20 protein-coding genes and 1 rRNA gene are annotated in these 18,191 nt (G+C 40.5%); all 21 read left to right on the top strand.

The window, feature by feature from the left end:
* The first annotated feature begins 11 nt into the window (after positions 1-11).
* Positions 12-689: a cobalt ECF transporter T component CbiQ gene (cbiQ, locus tag HBN42_RS08645; RefSeq protein WP_165994651.1), complete on the top strand. Its 678-nt coding sequence runs from the start codon at positions 12-14 to the stop codon at positions 687-689.
* Between the two features lie 3 nt (positions 690-692).
* Entirely contained in the window at positions 693-1,499 is an 807-nt protein-coding gene (locus HBN42_RS08640; RefSeq protein WP_165994650.1) for an energy-coupling factor ABC transporter ATP-binding protein, read from the top strand.
* Positions 1,493-2,989 (top strand): cobyric acid synthase, encoded by a 1,497-nt coding sequence (locus HBN42_RS08635; RefSeq protein WP_165994649.1) that lies wholly within the window; start codon positions 1,493-1,495, stop codon positions 2,987-2,989. Before HBN42_RS08640 ends, HBN42_RS08635 begins: the two co-directional genes overlap by 7 nt.
* Positions 2,990-2,991: 2 nt before the next feature.
* On the top strand, positions 2,992-3,573 hold the full coding sequence (locus tag HBN42_RS08630) for a cob(I)yrinic acid a,c-diamide adenosyltransferase (protein WP_165994648.1): 582 nt from the start codon (positions 2,992-2,994) through the stop codon (positions 3,571-3,573).
* 9 nt (positions 3,574-3,582) lie between these two features.
* Positions 3,583-4,026 (top strand): precorrin-2 dehydrogenase/sirohydrochlorin ferrochelatase family protein, encoded by a 444-nt coding sequence (locus HBN42_RS08625; RefSeq protein ID WP_165994647.1) that lies wholly within the window; start codon positions 3,583-3,585, stop codon positions 4,024-4,026.
* 3 nt (positions 4,027-4,029) lie between these two features.
* The gene (gene hemA, locus HBN42_RS08620) at positions 4,030-5,292 is read left to right on the top strand and encodes a glutamyl-tRNA reductase (protein ID WP_165994646.1); all 1,263 of its coding nucleotides are present in this window, start codon (positions 4,030-4,032) and stop codon (positions 5,290-5,292) included.
* A complete protein-coding gene (gene hemC, locus HBN42_RS08615; RefSeq protein ID WP_165994645.1) occupies positions 5,279-6,199 on the top strand; it encodes a hydroxymethylbilane synthase in 921 nt (306 codons plus the stop codon). Before hemA ends, hemC begins: the two co-directional genes overlap by 14 nt.
* Positions 6,184-6,900: a uroporphyrinogen-III synthase gene (locus tag HBN42_RS08610; RefSeq protein ID WP_165994644.1), complete on the top strand. Its 717-nt coding sequence runs from the start codon at positions 6,184-6,186 to the stop codon at positions 6,898-6,900. The genes hemC and HBN42_RS08610 overlap by 16 nt, the downstream gene beginning before the upstream one ends.
* 2 nt (positions 6,901-6,902) lie before the next feature.
* Complete coding sequence (hemB, locus tag HBN42_RS08605) at positions 6,903-7,871, top strand: porphobilinogen synthase (RefSeq protein ID WP_165994729.1); 969 nt, start codon at positions 6,903-6,905, stop codon at positions 7,869-7,871.
* 11 nt (positions 7,872-7,882) lie between these two features.
* Positions 7,883-9,169 carry a glutamate-1-semialdehyde 2,1-aminomutase gene (gene hemL, locus HBN42_RS08600; protein WP_165994643.1) on the top strand — a complete coding sequence of 429 codons (1,287 nt, stop codon included), beginning with the start codon at positions 7,883-7,885 and terminating at the stop codon, positions 9,167-9,169.
* 4 nt (positions 9,170-9,173) lie between these two features.
* Positions 9,174-9,758 carry a bifunctional adenosylcobinamide kinase/adenosylcobinamide-phosphate guanylyltransferase gene (gene cobU / locus HBN42_RS08595; RefSeq protein WP_165994642.1) on the top strand — a complete coding sequence of 195 codons (585 nt, stop codon included), beginning with the start codon at positions 9,174-9,176 and terminating at the stop codon, positions 9,756-9,758.
* Entirely contained in the window at positions 9,755-10,477 is a 723-nt protein-coding gene (gene cobS / locus HBN42_RS08590; protein WP_165994641.1) for an adenosylcobinamide-GDP ribazoletransferase, read from the top strand. The genes cobU and cobS overlap by 4 nt, the downstream gene beginning before the upstream one ends.
* Positions 10,474-11,088 carry a histidine phosphatase family protein gene (locus HBN42_RS08585; protein ID WP_165994640.1) on the top strand — a complete coding sequence of 205 codons (615 nt, stop codon included), beginning with the start codon at positions 10,474-10,476 and terminating at the stop codon, positions 11,086-11,088. Before cobS ends, HBN42_RS08585 begins: the two co-directional genes overlap by 4 nt.
* A complete protein-coding gene (locus HBN42_RS08580) occupies positions 11,066-12,169 on the top strand; it encodes an NADH-dependent flavin oxidoreductase (protein ID WP_165994639.1) in 1,104 nt (367 codons plus the stop codon). Before HBN42_RS08585 ends, HBN42_RS08580 begins: the two co-directional genes overlap by 23 nt.
* Before the next feature lie 55 nt (positions 12,170-12,224).
* A complete protein-coding gene (nikA, locus tag HBN42_RS08575) occupies positions 12,225-13,841 on the top strand; it encodes a nickel ABC transporter substrate-binding protein (RefSeq protein WP_165994638.1) in 1,617 nt (538 codons plus the stop codon).
* Complete coding sequence (locus HBN42_RS08570; RefSeq protein WP_165994637.1) at positions 13,838-14,806, top strand: ABC transporter permease; 969 nt, start codon at positions 13,838-13,840, stop codon at positions 14,804-14,806. Before nikA ends, HBN42_RS08570 begins: the two co-directional genes overlap by 4 nt.
* Positions 14,807-14,808: 2 nt before the next feature.
* Entirely contained in the window at positions 14,809-15,615 is an 807-nt protein-coding gene (locus tag HBN42_RS08565; RefSeq protein ID WP_165994636.1) for an ABC transporter permease, read from the top strand.
* Positions 15,603-16,388: an ATP-binding cassette domain-containing protein gene (locus HBN42_RS08560; protein ID WP_165994635.1), complete on the top strand. Its 786-nt coding sequence runs from the start codon at positions 15,603-15,605 to the stop codon at positions 16,386-16,388. Before HBN42_RS08565 ends, HBN42_RS08560 begins: the two co-directional genes overlap by 13 nt.
* On the top strand, positions 16,381-17,103 hold the full coding sequence (locus HBN42_RS08555; RefSeq protein ID WP_165994634.1) for an ABC transporter ATP-binding protein: 723 nt from the start codon (positions 16,381-16,383) through the stop codon (positions 17,101-17,103). Before HBN42_RS08560 ends, HBN42_RS08555 begins: the two co-directional genes overlap by 8 nt.
* Positions 17,104-17,144: 41 nt before the next feature.
* Entirely contained in the window at positions 17,145-17,711 is a 567-nt protein-coding gene (locus tag HBN42_RS08550) for a flavin reductase family protein (protein ID WP_165994633.1), read from the top strand.
* Between the two features lie 398 nt (positions 17,712-18,109).
* Positions 18,110-18,191, top strand: a 16S ribosomal RNA gene (locus HBN42_RS08545); the annotation flags it as partial.

The raw sequence follows: 18,191 nt of genomic DNA, 5'->3' as shown, positions 1-18,191 counted from the left end.
GAGGCTGTCAGATGTTTCTTATTGATAAATATGCTTATCAAAATCGTATTAAAAACCTACCACTTAAGCTAAAGGTGCTAAGCTATGTCGTCTTTTTGATCATGAGTTTCTCAGGAGTGCTTCCTTTACAGCTGCTTGTGATTTTTGCTTTGGCACCCTTGACTTGCTATCTGGCGAAAGTTCCCTTAAAACGATATATCAAATGGTATCTTCATGCCAGTATTTTTATCGCTATTAGTTTAGTGACCTTCTTGATTAGCTTTAGCAAAAACCAAGACCAATTCTTATACTTTCTACCAATGGGTATGGGTTATCTAGGTTGCACTAGAGAGGCACTTGAACAAGCTTTCTTTATTCTTTTAAGGGTCTACTCCTCCTTGGTCTCAACCTATTATCTGACCTTGACAGTCCCTTTTGCCCAGCTTTTGCAGCTTTTTAAGAGATTGTCTTTTCCGACCATACTACTTGAAATAATAGTCTTGATGTATCGTTTTATCTTTTTGGTTTTATATGAATTTGTCCTAACGCGAGATAGTCTTGACTTGAAGTTTTCTTTTTACCGCAAGAGAGCTTCTTACCAGACGTGGGCACGCTTAGCTCATACCGTCTTTTTGAAGATATTAGATGATAATGAAAAAATTAATGATGCCCTCCAATTAAGATATGATGGCAAGGGAAACGGGGAATAAAGCATGTTAGAAGTCAAAGGACTGACCTTTGCCTATGATGAAAGGCACATTTTAAAAGATCTGACACTGTTCTTTAAGGAGCATCAGATTACAGGGATCCTCGGAGCAAATGGTTCAGGCAAGTCAACCTTGATGAAGCTGATGACCAAGCTTCTCAAGCCTAGGACGGGGACTATCTGCCTAGATGGGCACACCATTGGCCATTCCAAGAAGGAGATTTACCACTATAGGCAAGAGGTTAATATGGTCTTACAAGATCCAGAGCAGCAACTCTTTTATGCCATTGTTGAAGATGATGTTGCCTTGGCTCTTAGAAATCTAGATTACTCAGATCAGGATATAGAAAAAAGAGTATCCAGAGCCTTGGAGCAAATGGACATTAGTCATCTTAGGTATGAGCCTGTGCATTATTTGAGCTATGGTCAAAAGAAGCGAGTAGCCATAGCAGGGATGTTAGCCTTGGAGCCCAGGTATCTCCTTTTGGATGAACCTACAGCGGGACTTGATCCTAAGGGTCGCAGTAAGATGATGTTGACCATGAAAAAATTAGTGGCCTCAGGCACCAGCATTATCATTTCTAGTCATGATATGGATCTTATGTATGATTGTTGCGACTTTGCTTATTTGCTATCTGATGGAGCTTTAATAGGCCAGGGTGACAAATATGACTTGTTTCAAAAAAGAGATCTGCTTGAAGAAGCAGACCTAGGCATACCCTGGGTCGTAAAATTACACCAGAGCCTAGGAACTCCCCTAGCTCATGACGAAGAAAGCTTTTTTAAAGAATTTTCAGGAGGGAAAAAATGGTGAAATCAATCATGGTACAAGGAACAGCTTCTGATGCTGGTAAAAGTATCATTGCAGCTGGACTCTGTCGTATTTTTAAAGAAGATGGCTTTGCAGTTGTCCCCTTCAAGTCACAAAATATGGCCTTAAATTCATTTATTACAAAAAGTGGGCATGAAATGGGAAGAGCCCAGGTGGTTCAGGCAGAGGCCGCCGGTGTTGAACCCGATGTGAGAATGAATCCTGTCTTACTTAAACCTAGCTCAGACCGTAAATCACAGGTCATCTTCATGGGCAAAGTTTTAAAAGATATGGATGCTCTTGATTACCATGAATTTAAGCAAGAACTCCTACCCCAAATTAAAGAGGTTTATGATCAGCTGGGTGCTGAAAATGATATCATTGTCCTAGAAGGCGCTGGTAGTCCAGCTGAAATCAATCTTAATGAAAGAGATATTGTCAATATGGGCATGGCTAGACTGGTTGATGTTCCTGTGATATTAGTTGCAGATATTGATAAGGGTGGTGTTTTTGCTTCAATTTATGGAACCATTGAATTGATGTCAAAGGAAGACCGAAATCGTATCAAGGGTGTCATCATCAATAAATTCCGAGGAGATGTGGCCTTGCTACAATCAGGTATTGATATGATTGAGGAGCTCACCCAGGTGCCTGTTATCGGAGTAGTCCCTTATGCTCAACTTGCCATTGACAGTGAAGACAGTGTCGCTTTGCAGCAAAAAAGGCGTGACTTTGATCGCAGTAAGAGCTTAGATATTGCTATTCTTGGCCTGCAGAGACTGTCTAATTTTACGGATTTTCATAGTCTAGAGATTCAAGAAGACCTTTCTGTACGTTATGTCATGCCAGGTGATGCTATTGGTTTACCAGATCTCTTGATTTTACCAGGAAGTAAAAATACCATAGAAGACATGGCTTATTTGAGACGATCTGGTCTAGATAAAGAGATTTATAAGTGTTTTAAAGAAGGTATTCCTATCTTTGGCATATGCGGAGGCTATCAGTTACTTGGTAAATGCATTTCAGATCCTCTTCATGTGGAGACTGAGCAAGAGAGTATTCAAGCTTTAGGCTTAATTGATGCAGAAACTGTCATGCAAGAGGTTAAAAAAACAAATCAAGTCCGGGCACGTCAAGGAGACTATGAACTCAGTGGTTACGAGATACATATGGGTCAAACCTTGCTCAAAGACGGAGTGGAGCCATTTTCATTAATCTTTGAAGAAAATGGCAATGAGACCCAGCGTTATGATGGTGCGGTAGTTCATAATGGACAAGTCCAGGGTACTTATTTACATGGTATTTTTGATAATCCTGAGTGGGCGCGTCACTATCTGAACCGTATCCGCCAAAACAAAGGTATGGACATTCTAGAAGATAAGCCACTATCAGTTCAGGCATTCAAGGAAAAAGAATATGCTAAATTAGCAGATCTCTTGAGAAATTCCTTAGACATGACTAAAATCTATCAGATATTAAATGGAAAAGGCTAGCAATGAGAATTTATACAAAATACGGAGATAAAGGCTTTACCAGACTCTATGGTGGGGATCGTGTTAGTAAGACCCATGTTAGAGTAGAAGCCTATGGCACAATGGATGAACTCTGTTCCTTGCTAGGGATCATTGTATCTCACATGGCAGATTACCAAGCTCTAGAGGATCTAAGAAAAGATTGTCAAGCAATTCAACAACAGCTTTTTGATTGCGGCAGTGATTTAGCAACTCCCAGAGAGTTAAGACCTTATAAGCAAGAACTCAGTGATGTCAGCTGGCTAGAGGAACGAATCGACTGCTACATGACTATTCCTCCTAAACTAGAGCACTTTATTATCCCAGGTGGACACAAAATAGCCAGTCTCTTACATATGGCCCGCACTATTACCCGTCGTTTAGAGCGTCGGATGGTTGCTCTTTTGGAAGCTGGTGAGACCTTAAATGACTTTGGTTTGCAATATATCAATCGTTTATCGGACTATTTTTTTGTACTAGCCAGATTAGTTAATGATCGATTAGGAGAGGCTGATACAGTCTATGAGCGTAGTCCTAAGATTTTTCGACATAAAAAAGAAGGTTAAAAGACTAATATGTATCCTATTATGATAAATATACGTGATCAGAAAGTGGTTTTGGTTGGTGGTGGCGAGGTCGCTGCCAGAAAGATCAAAGGGCTCTTACAAGAAGGTGCAGATCTTCTTGTCATTAGCCCTGACCTTGACTCAGGGATTCCTAAGGATCAGATCCATTGGTTAGCCAGAAAGTATCAAAAAGGGGATCTGTCTGATGCCAAATTGGTCTTTGCTTGTACCAATGACCTGGCTCTTAATGAACAGATTATGAGAGATGCTCACCCCAGCCAATTGGTCAACAACACTTCTGATAAGCACTATTCCGACTTTTATAATGTTGCCATCACTCAAAAAAATGATCTTTCAGTCATGATCTCAACCAATGGTTCATCCCCAGCACGTTCAAAGGCCATTAGAAAACAGCTAGAAGAAATTTTAGATCACTTAGAGGAAGAAAAATAAAAAATGCATTTGTTATATATTGGAATAACCTATAAGGAAACTCCCTTCTCCCTACTTGAGAAAGTCCATTTTTCAGATGCTGCCATAGGCTCTGCTCTCAGGCAATTAAAAGAAGAGAAAAGTGTTTTAGAAGATGCCATCGTCTCAACCTGTAATCGGACAGAACTTTACTTGGTCGTTGACCAACTGCATACAGGTCGTTATTATGGGAAGCACTTTTTGGCCAACTACTTTGGCATTCCAATTGAGGATTTAGAGCCTTATCTGATTTTTAGGGAGTCAGACCAGGCCTTGGTTCATCTTTTACGGGTGTCTATTGGTCTTGAATCCAAAATTATTGGAGAGACCCAGGTCTTAGGTCAATTGAAGCAGGCCTTTACTAAAGCACAGGAAATGAAGACGACGGGCATTGTTCTCAACCAGCTCCTCAAGCAAGTTTTAACCTTTGCTAAAAGGATGCACGAGAAATATAGGATTAATGCTCGGCCGATTTCACTAGGGCTAACAGCTATGCAGCAATTAGATAAGCTTTTAGTGGACTATCCCTCATTGACAGTGGCTGTGATTGGTCTAGGTGAGATGGGACAATTGGTAAGCAAGTATGTCGTCAAAAAGCCATTTTCTTCTATTATACTAGTCAATCGCAGCCTTGAAAAAGCTCAGCCCTTTTTAGGGGATCCCCGTGTTTCGGTCAAGCCATTTACTGACCTAGAGCAAGTCATTCCAGAGGCAGATGTGATTTTTTCAGTGGTAAAAGTAGACGGCTATATCATCTTTCCGCATATGCTTAAGGCAGATGCCATTGTCTTTGACCTTTGTTTGCCAAGAACCTGCCACCCAGCTGATCATTTGCGGCTCTATAATATAGAGACCTTGAGCAATCAACTAAGTGTCTATAAGGCTGAGCGCCAAGAAATTGCAGAGAAGATTAGTTTGGAAATAGAAGATGAAGTGCTTAAGTTCAACGACTGGAAAAAACAGCTAGGGATCATTCCTTTGATCAAGGAGATTAGAGAAAACGCCTTGGACGCTCAAGTTTCAGCCATGACCAGTTTGACACAAAAGCTCCCTGATTTAACAGAACGTCAGCAAAAGCAAATTACCAAGCATATGAAAAGTATTATTAACCAAATGATTAAGGAGCCGATCTTGCAGCTCAAGGAACTATCAGTCGGCGATCATTCTGATTATAATATTGCCTTGATCGCTAAAATTTTTGGATTACAGTCTATTAAGAAAGAGGATAAGAGAGATGACCGTCATTAGAGTAGGAACACGTCAAAGTAAATTAGCACTGACTCAGACTCAGCTGGTTCTTGATGCCTTGAAAAAATGCCATCCTCAACTTAGCTTTGAATTGATCCCTTATAAAACAAAGGGCGATCGTTTAGTCAATGTGGACCTTCAAAAAATTGGAGGAAAGGGTGTCTTTGTCAAGGATATTGAGCAGGCCTTACTTGATAAAGAAGTTGATTTAGCAATTCATAGTCTCAAGGATGTACCCGCGAGACTAGCTGAAAATTGTATCATTGCTGCTGTTTCGGAGCGTGAAGATGTCAGGGACTGCCTGATTTTTAGAGAAGCTCATATGACACTTGATAACTTGCCTGAAAATGCCATTGTTGGGACAAGTAGTATTAGGCGACAAGTGCAGATTCAAAAACTTCGGCCAGATCTTATTTGCCAGCCTCTGAGAGGGAATATCGATACTCGGATAAAAAAACTAGAAGATGGTCAATATGATGCTATCGTTCTAGCAATGGCTGGTCTTAAACGGATGGGTTGGACAGAAAAAGGGCTCCTAAATATAGAGCCGCTAGACTTAGATAGGTGCCTTCCTGCCATTTCTCAGGGCGCCCTAGCAATGGAATGTCTTTCTGACAATAAAGACCTATTAGAAATCCTAAAGTCTATTCATGATCCCAAAACAGCCGAGGCTGTTAAGATTGAACGCCAGCTATTAGCTTTAATGAATGCAGACTGTACCTTCCCTATTGCTGCCTATGCTCAAGAAAAAGGTTCTCTTTATCAATTAGATGCCATGCTAGCTGACAAGGATAATAAGTGTATCTATGTCAGAGTGGAAGGAGAAGACCAAAGCTGTTTAGCGGATCAAGCTTTAGTCTTATTGAAAGAAAAGGGAGCCTTTGAGATACCATGCCAAAAAAAGTAGTGATTAGCAGACAGGAAATGCTTGCTAAAGACAGTCTACAGGCTCTAACTAAGGCAGGATTTCAACCCTGTCACTTGCCCTTGATTTCCTGTCTTAAAAGACCGATAGAAGAAAGGGTGTCCAGTCAGCTTGCGCGTGCAGATTGGGTCTTTTTTACCAGTGCCCTAGCAGTAGATTTTTTTAAGGATGCTTGCAGAGTTCACTTAAAAATAGCTTCTCTTGGTCATCAAACCAGCTTAGCTATCAAAAGGCAGGGACTAAAAGTAGATTTTCAGGCAGAAAGTCATTATGCTCTTGATTTTGTGCAGGAATGGCTGGATCTGTCTTTACCTGCTCAACTGATTTTGCTGCCTCAGAGTAGTCTATCAAATCCTCTTATTGCTCAAAAACTGCGTCAGGCTGGTCATACAGTCATTGATTGGATCTTATACCAGACAGTCAGCTCTGCTATTGGCCAAAAAAAGGCTCTGACTTATTTACAAGAGGAAGGGGTCATCTGGACCTTTGCCAGCCCATCTGCCTGGGCCAGTCTTTATCAGCTTTTACTTAAGACTCCACTGCCGGCCAGTCATAAAATAGCTGTCATCGGAAAGAGTACAGCAAAGGCGGTTCAAAGCTGTGGGTACAGGGTTGATTTTATGCCCCCAGAACCATCAGTTGATGCCATGATAAAAACAATTATCCAGGAAGAAAGAGAGTAGTCATAATGTTTACAAGACATCGTCGATTGAGAAGGACAAGTGTAATGCGTCAATTGGTCAGAGAAACTCAGCTCAGCTGTGATGACCTCATTTACCCCCTCTTTATCAAGGAAGGTTTAAAGAAGAAGCAAGAAATTAGTTCAATGCCAGGAATTTATCAGTTATCTATGGCGGATCTTCTGGATGAGGTGGCCTCTTGTCTTTCAAGGGGACTTAAGTCCTTTATTATCTTTGGTATTCCTCAACATAAGGATCCTATTGGAAGTCAGGCTTCAGATGATAATGGAATCGTTCAACAGGCCATTGGTCTGATCAAAAAACATTATCCAGAGGTTTTACTTATTGCTGATACCTGCCTTTGTGAATTTACCAGCCACGGCCATTGCGGCCTATTAGATGGGCAAACAGTCCTTAATGATGCCTCCTTAGAAAGACTAGTTGATGTAGCCCTTAGCCAAGCAAGAGCAGGAGCTGATATTATTGCTCCATCAAATGCTATGGATGGCTTTGTTTATGCCATTCGTAAGGCTTTAGATTCCTCTGGCTTTGAAGATATCCCCATCATGTCCTATGCTGTTAAGTTTGCTTCCAGTTTCTATGGACCTTTTAGGGAAGCCGCTGAGGGAGCTCCTTCTTTTGGTGATCGCAAGACCTATCAGATGGATCCGGCCAATCGCTTAGAAGCTCTTCGTGAGGCCCAAAGTGATGAAAAAGAAGGGGCAGATTTCTTAATGGTCAAGCCAGCCATGGCCTTTTTGGATATTCTAAGAGATCTTCGCCAAGAAAGTAAGCTGCCCCTAGTAGCCTATAATGTCAGTGGGGAATATGCTATGATTAAAGCAGCTGCCCAAAAAGGGTGGATCAATGAAAAAGCCATTGTCTTAGAAACCTTATTAGGTATGAAAAGGGCAGGGGCAGACCTCATCATCACTTACTTCGCTAAAGATGTGGCCAATTATTTACAAGAATAAAAGGAGTAGCAATGAAAAAAGACATTTCCAACCATTATTTTGAAGAAGCCAAGCATATTTTTCCTGGAGGGGTCAATAGCCCTGTTCGTGCTTTCAAAGCAGTAGGTGGCAATCCTATTTTTATTAAAAACGCAAAAGGTTCCCACTTATATGACGTTGATGGAAATACTTATATTGATTATGTCATGTCCTGGGGACCAATGATATTGGGCCATGCTCCTGAGCAGGTTTTGGAGCAGGTCAACCAGGCTATTTGGCAAGGAACAAGCTTTGGAGCACCAAGTCTTCGTGAAGTCAGCTTGGGAAAACTATTGAAAGAAAGATTGCCTTATCTAGAAAAGATGAGAATGGTTAATTCCGGAACAGAAGCAACCATGAGTGCTATTCGCCTGGCAAGAGGTGTCACCAAACGTTCCAAAATTATAAAATTTGTTGGTTGTTACCATGGGCATAGTGATTCTTTCTTAGTTCAGGCTGGTTCAGGTGTGGCTAGCTTTGGTATTGCGGATTCTGCAGGTGTTATTGAACAAGTTGCCAGTGAGACCATTGCCTTGCCCTATAACGACGTCAAGGCTCTAGAAGAAACTTTCTTAAAGCAAGGAGACGATATTGCCTGCGTCATCGTTGAAGCAGTTGCGGGAAATATGGGCTTAATTCCAGGAGACAGCAGCTTCATCAAGGCTATTGAAAATCTCTGTAAAGAGCACCAAGCCCTCTTTATTGTCGATGAAGTGATGACAGGCTTTAGAGCCCATTATCAGGGAGCAGTCGGCCTCTATGATTTGGATCCTGATTTGGTTTGTCTGGGCAAGGTTATAGGAGGAGGTTTTCCTGTAGCAGCCTTTGGAGGGAAGGCCATTTATATGGATCAAATCGCACCACTAGGACCCATCTACCAGGCTGGAACCTTGTCAGGTAACCCCATTGCTATGACCGCTGGCTATGAAACCCTTAAGGAACTTACTGCAGATATTTTTCAGTCCATTGCGCAGAAGACGAGCTTTCTCTGTCAAGGGATCAAGGAAGCCGCTGACCGTCATGGCATTGATTTACAGGTGGTTTGCCAAGGGACAATGTTTGGATTCTTCTTTGCCAAAGATCCTGTTCGTCATTTCGAAGCTGCCAAGGCTTCTGACCATAAACTCTTTGCCCAATTGCATGGCTTACTCCTTGAAGAAGGGATCTATCTTGCACCTTCCCAATATGAGTCAAACTTCTTATCCAGTCAACATAGTCAAGAAGATTTGGAAAAGACCATCGCAGCATTTGATCGGGTCTTTCAGATGATAAAAGGGTGAACTTATGGCCAGACTAAAAGTCGTAACAGGAGGTGCCAAGAGTGGCAAATCTGCCTTTGTGGAGGCGACAATAAAAGATAAAAAAGAGGTCTGCTATATTGCAACAGGCCTTGTAAAGGAGAAAGACCCAGAATGGCAGGCTCGTGTTTTGGCACATCAAAAAAGACGACCTGATAGCTGGGTAACTCATGAAGCTTATTTAAACCTAGATCTTTGGATTAGTGATCAATCTTATCCTACTTATTTATTAGATTCAGCAACCATGCTTACAAGCAATCTCTTATTTGACTTAGTTGCAGCTCAGTATCCTGATAAGATAGCCTTAAGTGATGAGCATTTTCTAAGCCAAGAAGAGCAGGACCACTTGTCTCAATCCATCATGGCCAAATGGCATTCTCTCATAGAAGCTCTTAGAGAAAAAGAGGCTGAGGTCTGGATTGTGACTGATGAAGTTGGTCTGGGCATTGTTCCTCAAACAAAACTTGGTCGCTTTTTTAGAGATCTTCAAGGAACGCTCAATCAAGAATTAGCAAAGGAGGCGAGTGAAGTTTACATTGTCATATGTGGTCTCGCTCAACAAATAAAATGATTTCAGCACTGATTATTTATACGCAGTTTTTTAGCCGTATTGTTATTTCAAAGCAGGTAGACATTACCTATGTGAAAAAAGGAGTGCCCTATATCACTTTATTTGGCTTTCTTTTGGGAAGCCTAACAGCAGGATTTTATGCTTTATGTCAGCTTTTTCTACCAGGTCAGATTGCTTGGATTCTATACTTATTAGCTGATCTTTTGCTGACTGGCGGTTTTCATCTAGATGCCCTAGCTGATACAGCAGATGGTTTGTTCTCGTCTCGGAAAAAAGAACGGATGCTAGAAATCATGAAAGACAGTCGCATTGGTAGTAACGGCGTCTTGGCTCTTATTCTTTATTATGCCTTCATGATTAGTATCTATCCTTATCTACCTCATGCTAGATGGATCCTGATTATCTCTTTAGCAACTATTGGTAAGGCAGGCCTAGCCTTACAGCTCTATCATATGGTCTATGCCAGAGAAAAAGAAGGTTCAGGGAATTTTTTTGTAGGGACAAAAACCATCCATATAGTTTTGGCTCAGTTTCTGCCCATAGCGCAATCCTTGGTCGCCTTTCACTGGAAAGGTGCCTTAGCCTATAGTTTTGTTCTTGTGGGTGCAATAGTGTACAGACAGTTTGTCTATAAAAAAATTGACGGGCATACCGGAGATACACTAGGAGCCTTTGTGGAAATGGCCCAAGTACTCTATTTATTAGGATTAATCTTATGAACAATCAGAAATGGTATTTAATGAGACATGGGGAAACAGACTTTAACAAGAAACGCTATTTTTATGGAAGTAGTGATGTGTCTATCAATTCAAAGGGCAAAGAGCAGGCCAAGAATTTAGCAAAACTGATGGCCCATCAAGAACTTGATGCCCTTTACACAAGTCAACTAAAGAGAAGTCAGCAAACAGCCCACTTGGCCTTTCCAGGCCAACTTACTTATAAACTGTCTGACTTTAATGAACGAGACTTCGGGCAATGGGAAGGGCTAGATGCAAATGCTATTGATGCCAAGTTTCCAAGAGAGTGGCAGGATTGGATTGAAAGTCCCTTTGAAGTGACCCCTCCCCAAGCAGAAGATTTTAAGTCTTTTCAAGAACGAGTTTGGAAAAGAACAGACCAACTTCTTAAGTCTGACAAAGGGAGGATAGCTATAGTTGCCCACCTAGGTGTCCTACGCTTAATCTATCAGTATATCATGGGACAAACTACAGATTTTTGGTCCATTGATATTCCCCAAGGAAGTGTTTTGGTTTTGGAATGTCAGGATGGAGAATGGACAAAATATGATTTGGAAATGAGGACAGACGATGACTGTGAAAATTCAGAATAGTTTTACCTTTACTAATGGTCTGACAATGCCAAACCGCGTGGTTCTGGCACCAATTACCCTAGCTGTTTCAAAAGCAGGAGGCTATGTATCAGAAGAAGATATTGCCTTTTACAAAAGGCGCTCAGCCGCTGTAGGGATGGCTATTACAGGGAGTGCCTATATTGATCCTAGTGGACAGGCCTTTCCAAATAGCTTCAGTGTGGCTGAAGATGATAAAATCCAAGGTCTGAAACAAGTAGCCCAGGCTATCCAATCTCAGGGAGCTCTAGCTATCTTACAAATTTATCATGGTGGCCGTATGGTTCCTCCACAGATGACTGAGACAGATCCTATTGCACCAAGTAGTATTAGGGCTCTTCGTGGGACAGTTTCCCAGCCTCGGGCTCTGGAATATAAGGAAATTGAAGAAGTCCTTGCCCTCTTTATCAAGGCCATTGAAAGAGCTATTGAAGCAGGGTTCGATGGTGTGGAGTTACATGGGGCCAACACTTACCTAATTCAACAATTTTTCTCACCTCATTCCAACAGACGTAAAGATAAATGGGGCGGAACCCTCAACAATCGCATGCGCTTTGCTAAAAGCTTAGTCAAAAAAGCAAAGCAATTACTAAAAGAAAAATCGGATCGGCCATTTTTGATAGGTTACCGATTGTCACCAGAAGAAATAGAAGAGCCAGGAATAACCCTATCAGACACACTCCAATTGGTAGAACAGTTGATCCATTTACAGATTGATTACCTGCACCTTTCTATGGACAATGTCTGGCAGAGCTCTCTAAGAGATAAAAGTCAAAAAGAGCCTCTTATCTGGGCACTGAAAAAGAAAATCAAGGGTAGGGTTCCCTTGATTGCAGTTGGAAAGATTAAGAGTGTAGCAGATGCTCAGAAGGTCTTAGATGAAGGAATCCCCTTGTTTGCTCTGGGACAGTCTCTTTTATTGGAGCCGGACTGGACACAAAAAGTTCTAGCTGGACAAGAAGATCAGATTATAAGAGCCTACCGCGATGATTTGCACGATCAAGTTGGTCTACCAGATGCCTTCATTGATGAATTTCGCGATTTTTTAGAAGGGAAATACTAAGCTTATTATTCAAACACCTAAGAAAAATCAAAAACTAAAGAAAGGGTATCATCATATGAAACGTAAACTATTGTTAGTAATCACGAGCCTGACAGTCCTAACCTTAGGAGCATGTAAAGGCCATGGAAATGAAAGCCAGAAAGTTGCATCCGCTGATAAGTTGACACTTGCCTTTGGAGAAGACTTTGGTGATATTAATCCCCACCGCTACAACCCAGACCAGTTTGTCATACAAGATATGGTTTATGAAGGCTTAGTGCGCTATGGTGATAAGGGAAAGATAGAACCAGCCTTGGCAGAGAGTTGGACCATCAGTCCAGATGGCAAGACCTATACCTTTAAGCTTCGCCATGCAAAATTTTCTGATCACAGTGACTTTACTGCGGACAATGTCAAACGTAATTTCGACAGCATTTTTTCCCAAAAGAATAGGGCTAATCATAATTGGTTTGACTTTACAAATCAATTGGCCTCTTATAAGGTCATTGACGATCATACCTTTGAATTGACTCTCAAGCAGGCCTATAGTGCTACCTTGTATGATTTATCCATGATCCGCCCCATCCGTTTCTTAGCTGATAAGGCTTTTCCTAAGGGAGATGATACTACTAAAGATAATATCAGAAAACCAATCGGAACAGGTCAATGGGTGGTAGATCGTAAAAAAACAAATGAATATATTACCTTCAAACGAAATGAACAGTATTGGGGTAAAAAGCCTAAACTCAAAGAAGTTACCATTAAAATTATTCCAGACGCACAGACAAGAGCCTTAGAATTTGAAGCAGGAAAGATTGATCTCCTCTATGGCAACGGACTAATTGGTTTGGACACCTTTGTACAATATGCTAAAAACAAGGATTATGTAACAGCTATTTCACAGCCTATGTCAACACGTTTGCTCCTTTTAAATGCACAGAGACCAGCCTTTAAGGATAAAATTGTCCGTCAGGCCATGAATCATGCTGTTAATAAAAAAGCTATTGCAGAGCACACCTTTAGAGGAACAGAAAGACCAGCAGATACCATCTTTTCAAAAAGTACCCCTCACTCAGATGCTAAATTAAAACCCTACGACTATGACCAAGCAAAGGCGGAAGAACTCCTAGATCAAGCTGGTTGGATCAAGAAGAGCGACGGTATCAGACAAAAGGATGGAAAAAAATTAAGTCTTACCCTTCCCTATATTTCAACCAAAGCGACAGATAAAGATTTGGTTCAATACTTTCAAGGTGAATGGAAAAAAATGGGTATTGATGTTCAATTGAAGGCTATGGACGAAGATAGTTATTGGGCAAATGCTAAGACTGGCCAGTTTGACATGATGTTGACCTATTCTTGGGGTGCACCCTGGGATCCACATGCCTGGATGACAGCTCTAACAGTAAAAGCAGACCATGGACATCCAGAAAATGTTTCTCTGGAAAGCCTGCCGTCAAAAGCTGAAATAGACCGCACCATTAAATCCATTTTAGTTGAACCTGATGAGAAAAAGGTTGATCAAGGCTATAAAAAGGTTTTGACCTTATTACATGACGAAGCTGTTTACATCCCCTTAACTTACCAGTCCGTTGTGTCAGTCTACCGTAAAGGCGAATTTAAGAAAATGCGCTTTGCAGCTGAAGAAAATTCTTTTCCACTACCATATATTGAGAAAGCTAGTGGGAAATGATCCAGAATAAAAGACATTTATTAGGCTATCAAAAGAACAGAGGACTTCAAAAAATAGCTGCCTTTATTTCGGCACTTTTAATCATTTCTTTTTTAACCTTTCTGCTGATAAAGCTATCTTCTTCAGATCCTGCAGAAGCTTATTTGCGAGCTTCTAAAATTGGGATAACATCTGATGCTCTAGCAGAAGCAAGGCAATTTCTTGGTCTGAATAAACCTTGGTGGCAGCAGTATTTTGACTGGCTCAGTAAGGCTATAAGAGGAGACTTTGGCAGGTCATATCTCTTGAAGACGCCTGTCTTGCCTCTGGTCCTTGAAAGATTTACAGCAACTCTTTACTTAGGGACCGTTTCTTTTTTCATTGTTTGTCTGCTTTCAATCCCTTTAGGCATAGCAAGTGGATTATTCAGAAAAAGTCTTTTTGCCAAAGTCCTTCGCTTTTTCTCTTTCGCAAGCGTCTCTTTGCCAAGCTTTTTCTTAGGCTATCTTCTCATTCTCGTATTTGCTCTTAAGTGGCAACTCTTACCTGTTTCAGGCAAAGAAGAGCAAACAAGTGTTATTTTACCAAGTATCAGCCTCAGTCTCTCATTGATTGGACAATACACAGAACTCATTAGTAAGGCTATAAGCCAGCAGCTCTCTAGTCTTCATGTTGAAAATGCCAAATTACGTGGTGTCAAATACACTTATATCATCAGACACCATCTGATTAGAAATGCCCTACCTTCAATTGTAACGGGACTAAGTCTGACTTTTATCTATCTGCTTACAGGCTCTTTAATTGTGGAGGAGGTTTTCTCTTGGAATGGTATCGGAAGTTTATTTGTCCATAGTTTACAAACCCTAGATCTTCCAGTCATTCAGGCTTGTATGATCTTATTTGGCAGCTTGTATCTTCTCAATAATATCTTCACCGAAAAACTTGTCTTATGGGTTGATCCAAGGCTTAGAAATCAGGAGAAATAGGCATGTCAAAACGCTTTATTTTTGCAGTTGCCATTATGGTTTGCATTCTGACTGGTGCTTTTTTTGCCCCTTATCTTACAAATGGTGACCCACAATATATTGATGTTTCTCAAAAACTTATGGCTCCCAGTCAGCAGCACTGGCTTGGTACAGACCAGCTAGGAAGAGATGTCTTTACAAGATTACTGTATGGAGCCAGATATTCCTTAAGCATAGCTCTTATCATTAGCCTTTTAGAACTTTCTATTGGCTTTTTGGTAGGCTTAGTTGTGGGGTGGTACCAAGGTAAAATAGAGAGTCTCTTTTTATGGCTAACGAATATTATTGCGGCCTTCCCTAGTTTTCAACTAGCCCTTGCTACGGTAGGCATCCTTGGACAAGGAATGACCAACATGATTGTTGCTATCGTTTTGATTGAATGGGTGTACTATGCCAGGTTAGTCACAAATTTGGTCAAAAGTGCCAAGGCAGAACTCTACGTTTTGAATGCCCAAATGATGGGAATGTCAGTGATCCACATTCTAAGAAAACATATTTTTCCTTTTATCTATAAGCCTATCTTAGTTTTGGGGCTAATGAACATAGGAAATATTATTTTAATGATTTCAAGCTTTTCCTTTTTAGGAATAGGTGTCCAACCTAATTTAACAGAATGGGGAATGATGTTACATGATGCCAGAACTTATTTTAGAACAGCCATTTGGATGATGGTATCACCAGGGCTAGCTATTTTTCTAACAGTTATAGCTTTTAACATCTTGGGAGAACATTTTGATCAGAAAGGATGGACAAAGAAATGGAAGAACTAATAGTCACAGACCTCAATGCTTATTGTAAAGACAAGAGACTCCTAAAAAATCTTCATTTCAAGCTTCCTCTAGGCCATTGTCTGACCATTATTGGTGAAAGCGGATCAGGAAAGACACTCTTGACCAAGCTACTCATTGGCCAAGCACCAAAGGGAATCACAATGACAGGTTCCATTACTTATAGGGGAAGCCGATTAGACCAACTTAGTCAGAAGCAGTTCCGAGCCATTAGAGGAAAGCAGATAGCCTATCTAGTACAAAACCCTATGGCCATGTTTAACCCCTTTCAAAGAATAAAGATCCACTTTCTAGAAAGCCTTTTAAGTCATGAAAAATGCTCTAAACAGGATTGCCTTCAAAAAGCAGTGACTACTATGAAAGAATTACAACTAAATCAGACAGAAGAGCTCTTGGAAAAATATCCCTTTGAGTTAAGTGGAGGCATGTTACAGAGGATTATGTTGGCTATTGTACTTTGTATGGATCCACAGACTATCATACTTGATGAGCCGACCTCCTCTTTGGATGCCAATAATCGCAATAATATTATTGACATTTTGAAAGGTCTTATCCAAACGAAAAAGACGCTAATCATTGTGACACATGACTATCAACTAGTAAAAGCGATAGAAGGAGAAGTATTGGTTATGCAAGAAGGTAGCATTGTAGAACGGGGAAACAGTCAATCATTATTGCGGCTCCCTAAAAATTCTTACAGCAAGGATCTGCTCTTAAAAAATCATTTTCAACGATTGGTAAGTGAATATGATTGATTGTAGACACGTTACCAAGTATTATCAAAAGAAATTAGTGCTAAAGGATTGCCATTTTTGCGTCAAAGAAGGTGAAATCTTAGGCATAATGGGAGAAAGTGGGAGTGGTAAAAGCACATTAGCTAGGCTACTTGTAGGTTTGGAAAACCCAACTTCTGGTCAAATGCTTTTCCAAGGTGACTCATACTCAGTTAAAAAGCAGGGAGCCCAGATCTTCTTAGTTTTTCAAGATGCCTTACATGCAGTTAATCCACTATTTACAGTTGAAAATATCCTTTATGAGGGCCCAAAAAGTCAAATTGCTAGGAGCCAAATGCTTCAACTGCTATTAGATGTAGGACTAGATCAGACGATCCTTTCAAAAAAAGCAAATGAACTGAGTGGGGGACAGCTACAGCGTGTTTGCATTGCAAGAGCTATTCTCTTAAAACCAAAGCTAATCATCTTTGACGAAGCCTTGTCTGGGCTTGACGCAGTCATACAAGGAAAGCTCTTAAAGCTCTTATATGACTTAAAGAAAAAATACTACTTAACTTATATCTTTATCTCGCACGATTTTCACTTATGTCAAGCTATTTGCCACCGCCTTTTAGTCATGTCAGAAGGGCAAATGGTGGATGAAATCAGGGATTTTCAAAGGCCAATAGCAATTGGACACCCTGCAACAGGCTATTTATTAGCGGCAGCAGGAGAAAGATATTCAACTACTTACTGATTCAAATAAGAAAATAAAGAAGAAATAATATAGGAACGATTATGACAAAACGTAATTTTGAAACAAGAAAACTCTATTTTGGATTCCCAGTATTTTTCCTTGGTTACAAGGATGAACAACATGAATACAACATAACCACATCAAGCTCAGTCTATTCATTAGGAAGTATGATTGTTATTGCTATGCGAACTAAAGGCAATGCTATTACACAGATTAGCAAATACCAACAATTCACAGTCAACCTACCAACCAAAGAGCTCATGACAGAAATTGAGATAGCAGGCTTTAATAGTCAAAAAAACAAATTTGACTTAACAGGATTAAGCTATACTATTGGAGAAAGTACTGATGTTCCCTTAGTAAATGAGTGCCCAGTATCTATGGAGTGCCAGGTCATTGAAATGACAGAATGTGGCGCCTTAACAAATGTAGTTGCCCGTGTTACAAAACGCTGGGTAGAAGATGACTTAATTGATGAGGACAATGCCTTTAAGAGTCACCTTTTCTCACCAGTTAGTTATATAGGAGATGGACAAGCCAGACAATATCGTTACTATAATAATGAAACCCTTAAGATGGGAAGTATCGCTAAAAAGCTAAAGGAATAAGAGTAGTACGACAACTATGTCGTATCTAAGGCCATTCAAAAGAAAAAGGGGATCCAGATTGTTCACGAGAAACAGGGTTAGAAAATGATATTTGAGAATATTTTAATAAAATTCAAAAATCCTCTTGACAAAGGTGTCTATAATGGCTATACTAATAAAGCTGTCAGGAGCCAGTAGCTTAAGAAAGAAAAATAAAAAGCTTAAAAAAGCAAAAAAGATATTGACAAAGTTAACTGCACCTGATAGAATAAAATAGTTGTCTCGTAAGAGAAACAAGACCTTTGAGAACTGAATAAGACGAACCAAACGTGCAGGGTGATATGATTATGCATATTACCTGTCAATAAAAAACGAAAAAATCTGTCAGCGACAGAAACAATGAGTGAAAGACTCAAACTTTTAATGAGAGTTTGATCCTGGCTCAGGACGAACGCTGGCGGCGTGCCTAATACATGCAAGTAGAACGCTGCGGACTGGTGC

Origin of the sequence: Streptococcus catagoni, assembly GCF_011421425.1 — a bacterium.
In the GTDB taxonomy this organism is placed as follows: domain Bacteria; phylum Bacillota; class Bacilli; order Lactobacillales; family Streptococcaceae; genus Streptococcus; species Streptococcus catagoni.
The sequence above is the reverse complement of the archived record's forward strand: the minus strand, read 5'-3'. Positions and strand labels throughout refer to the sequence as shown.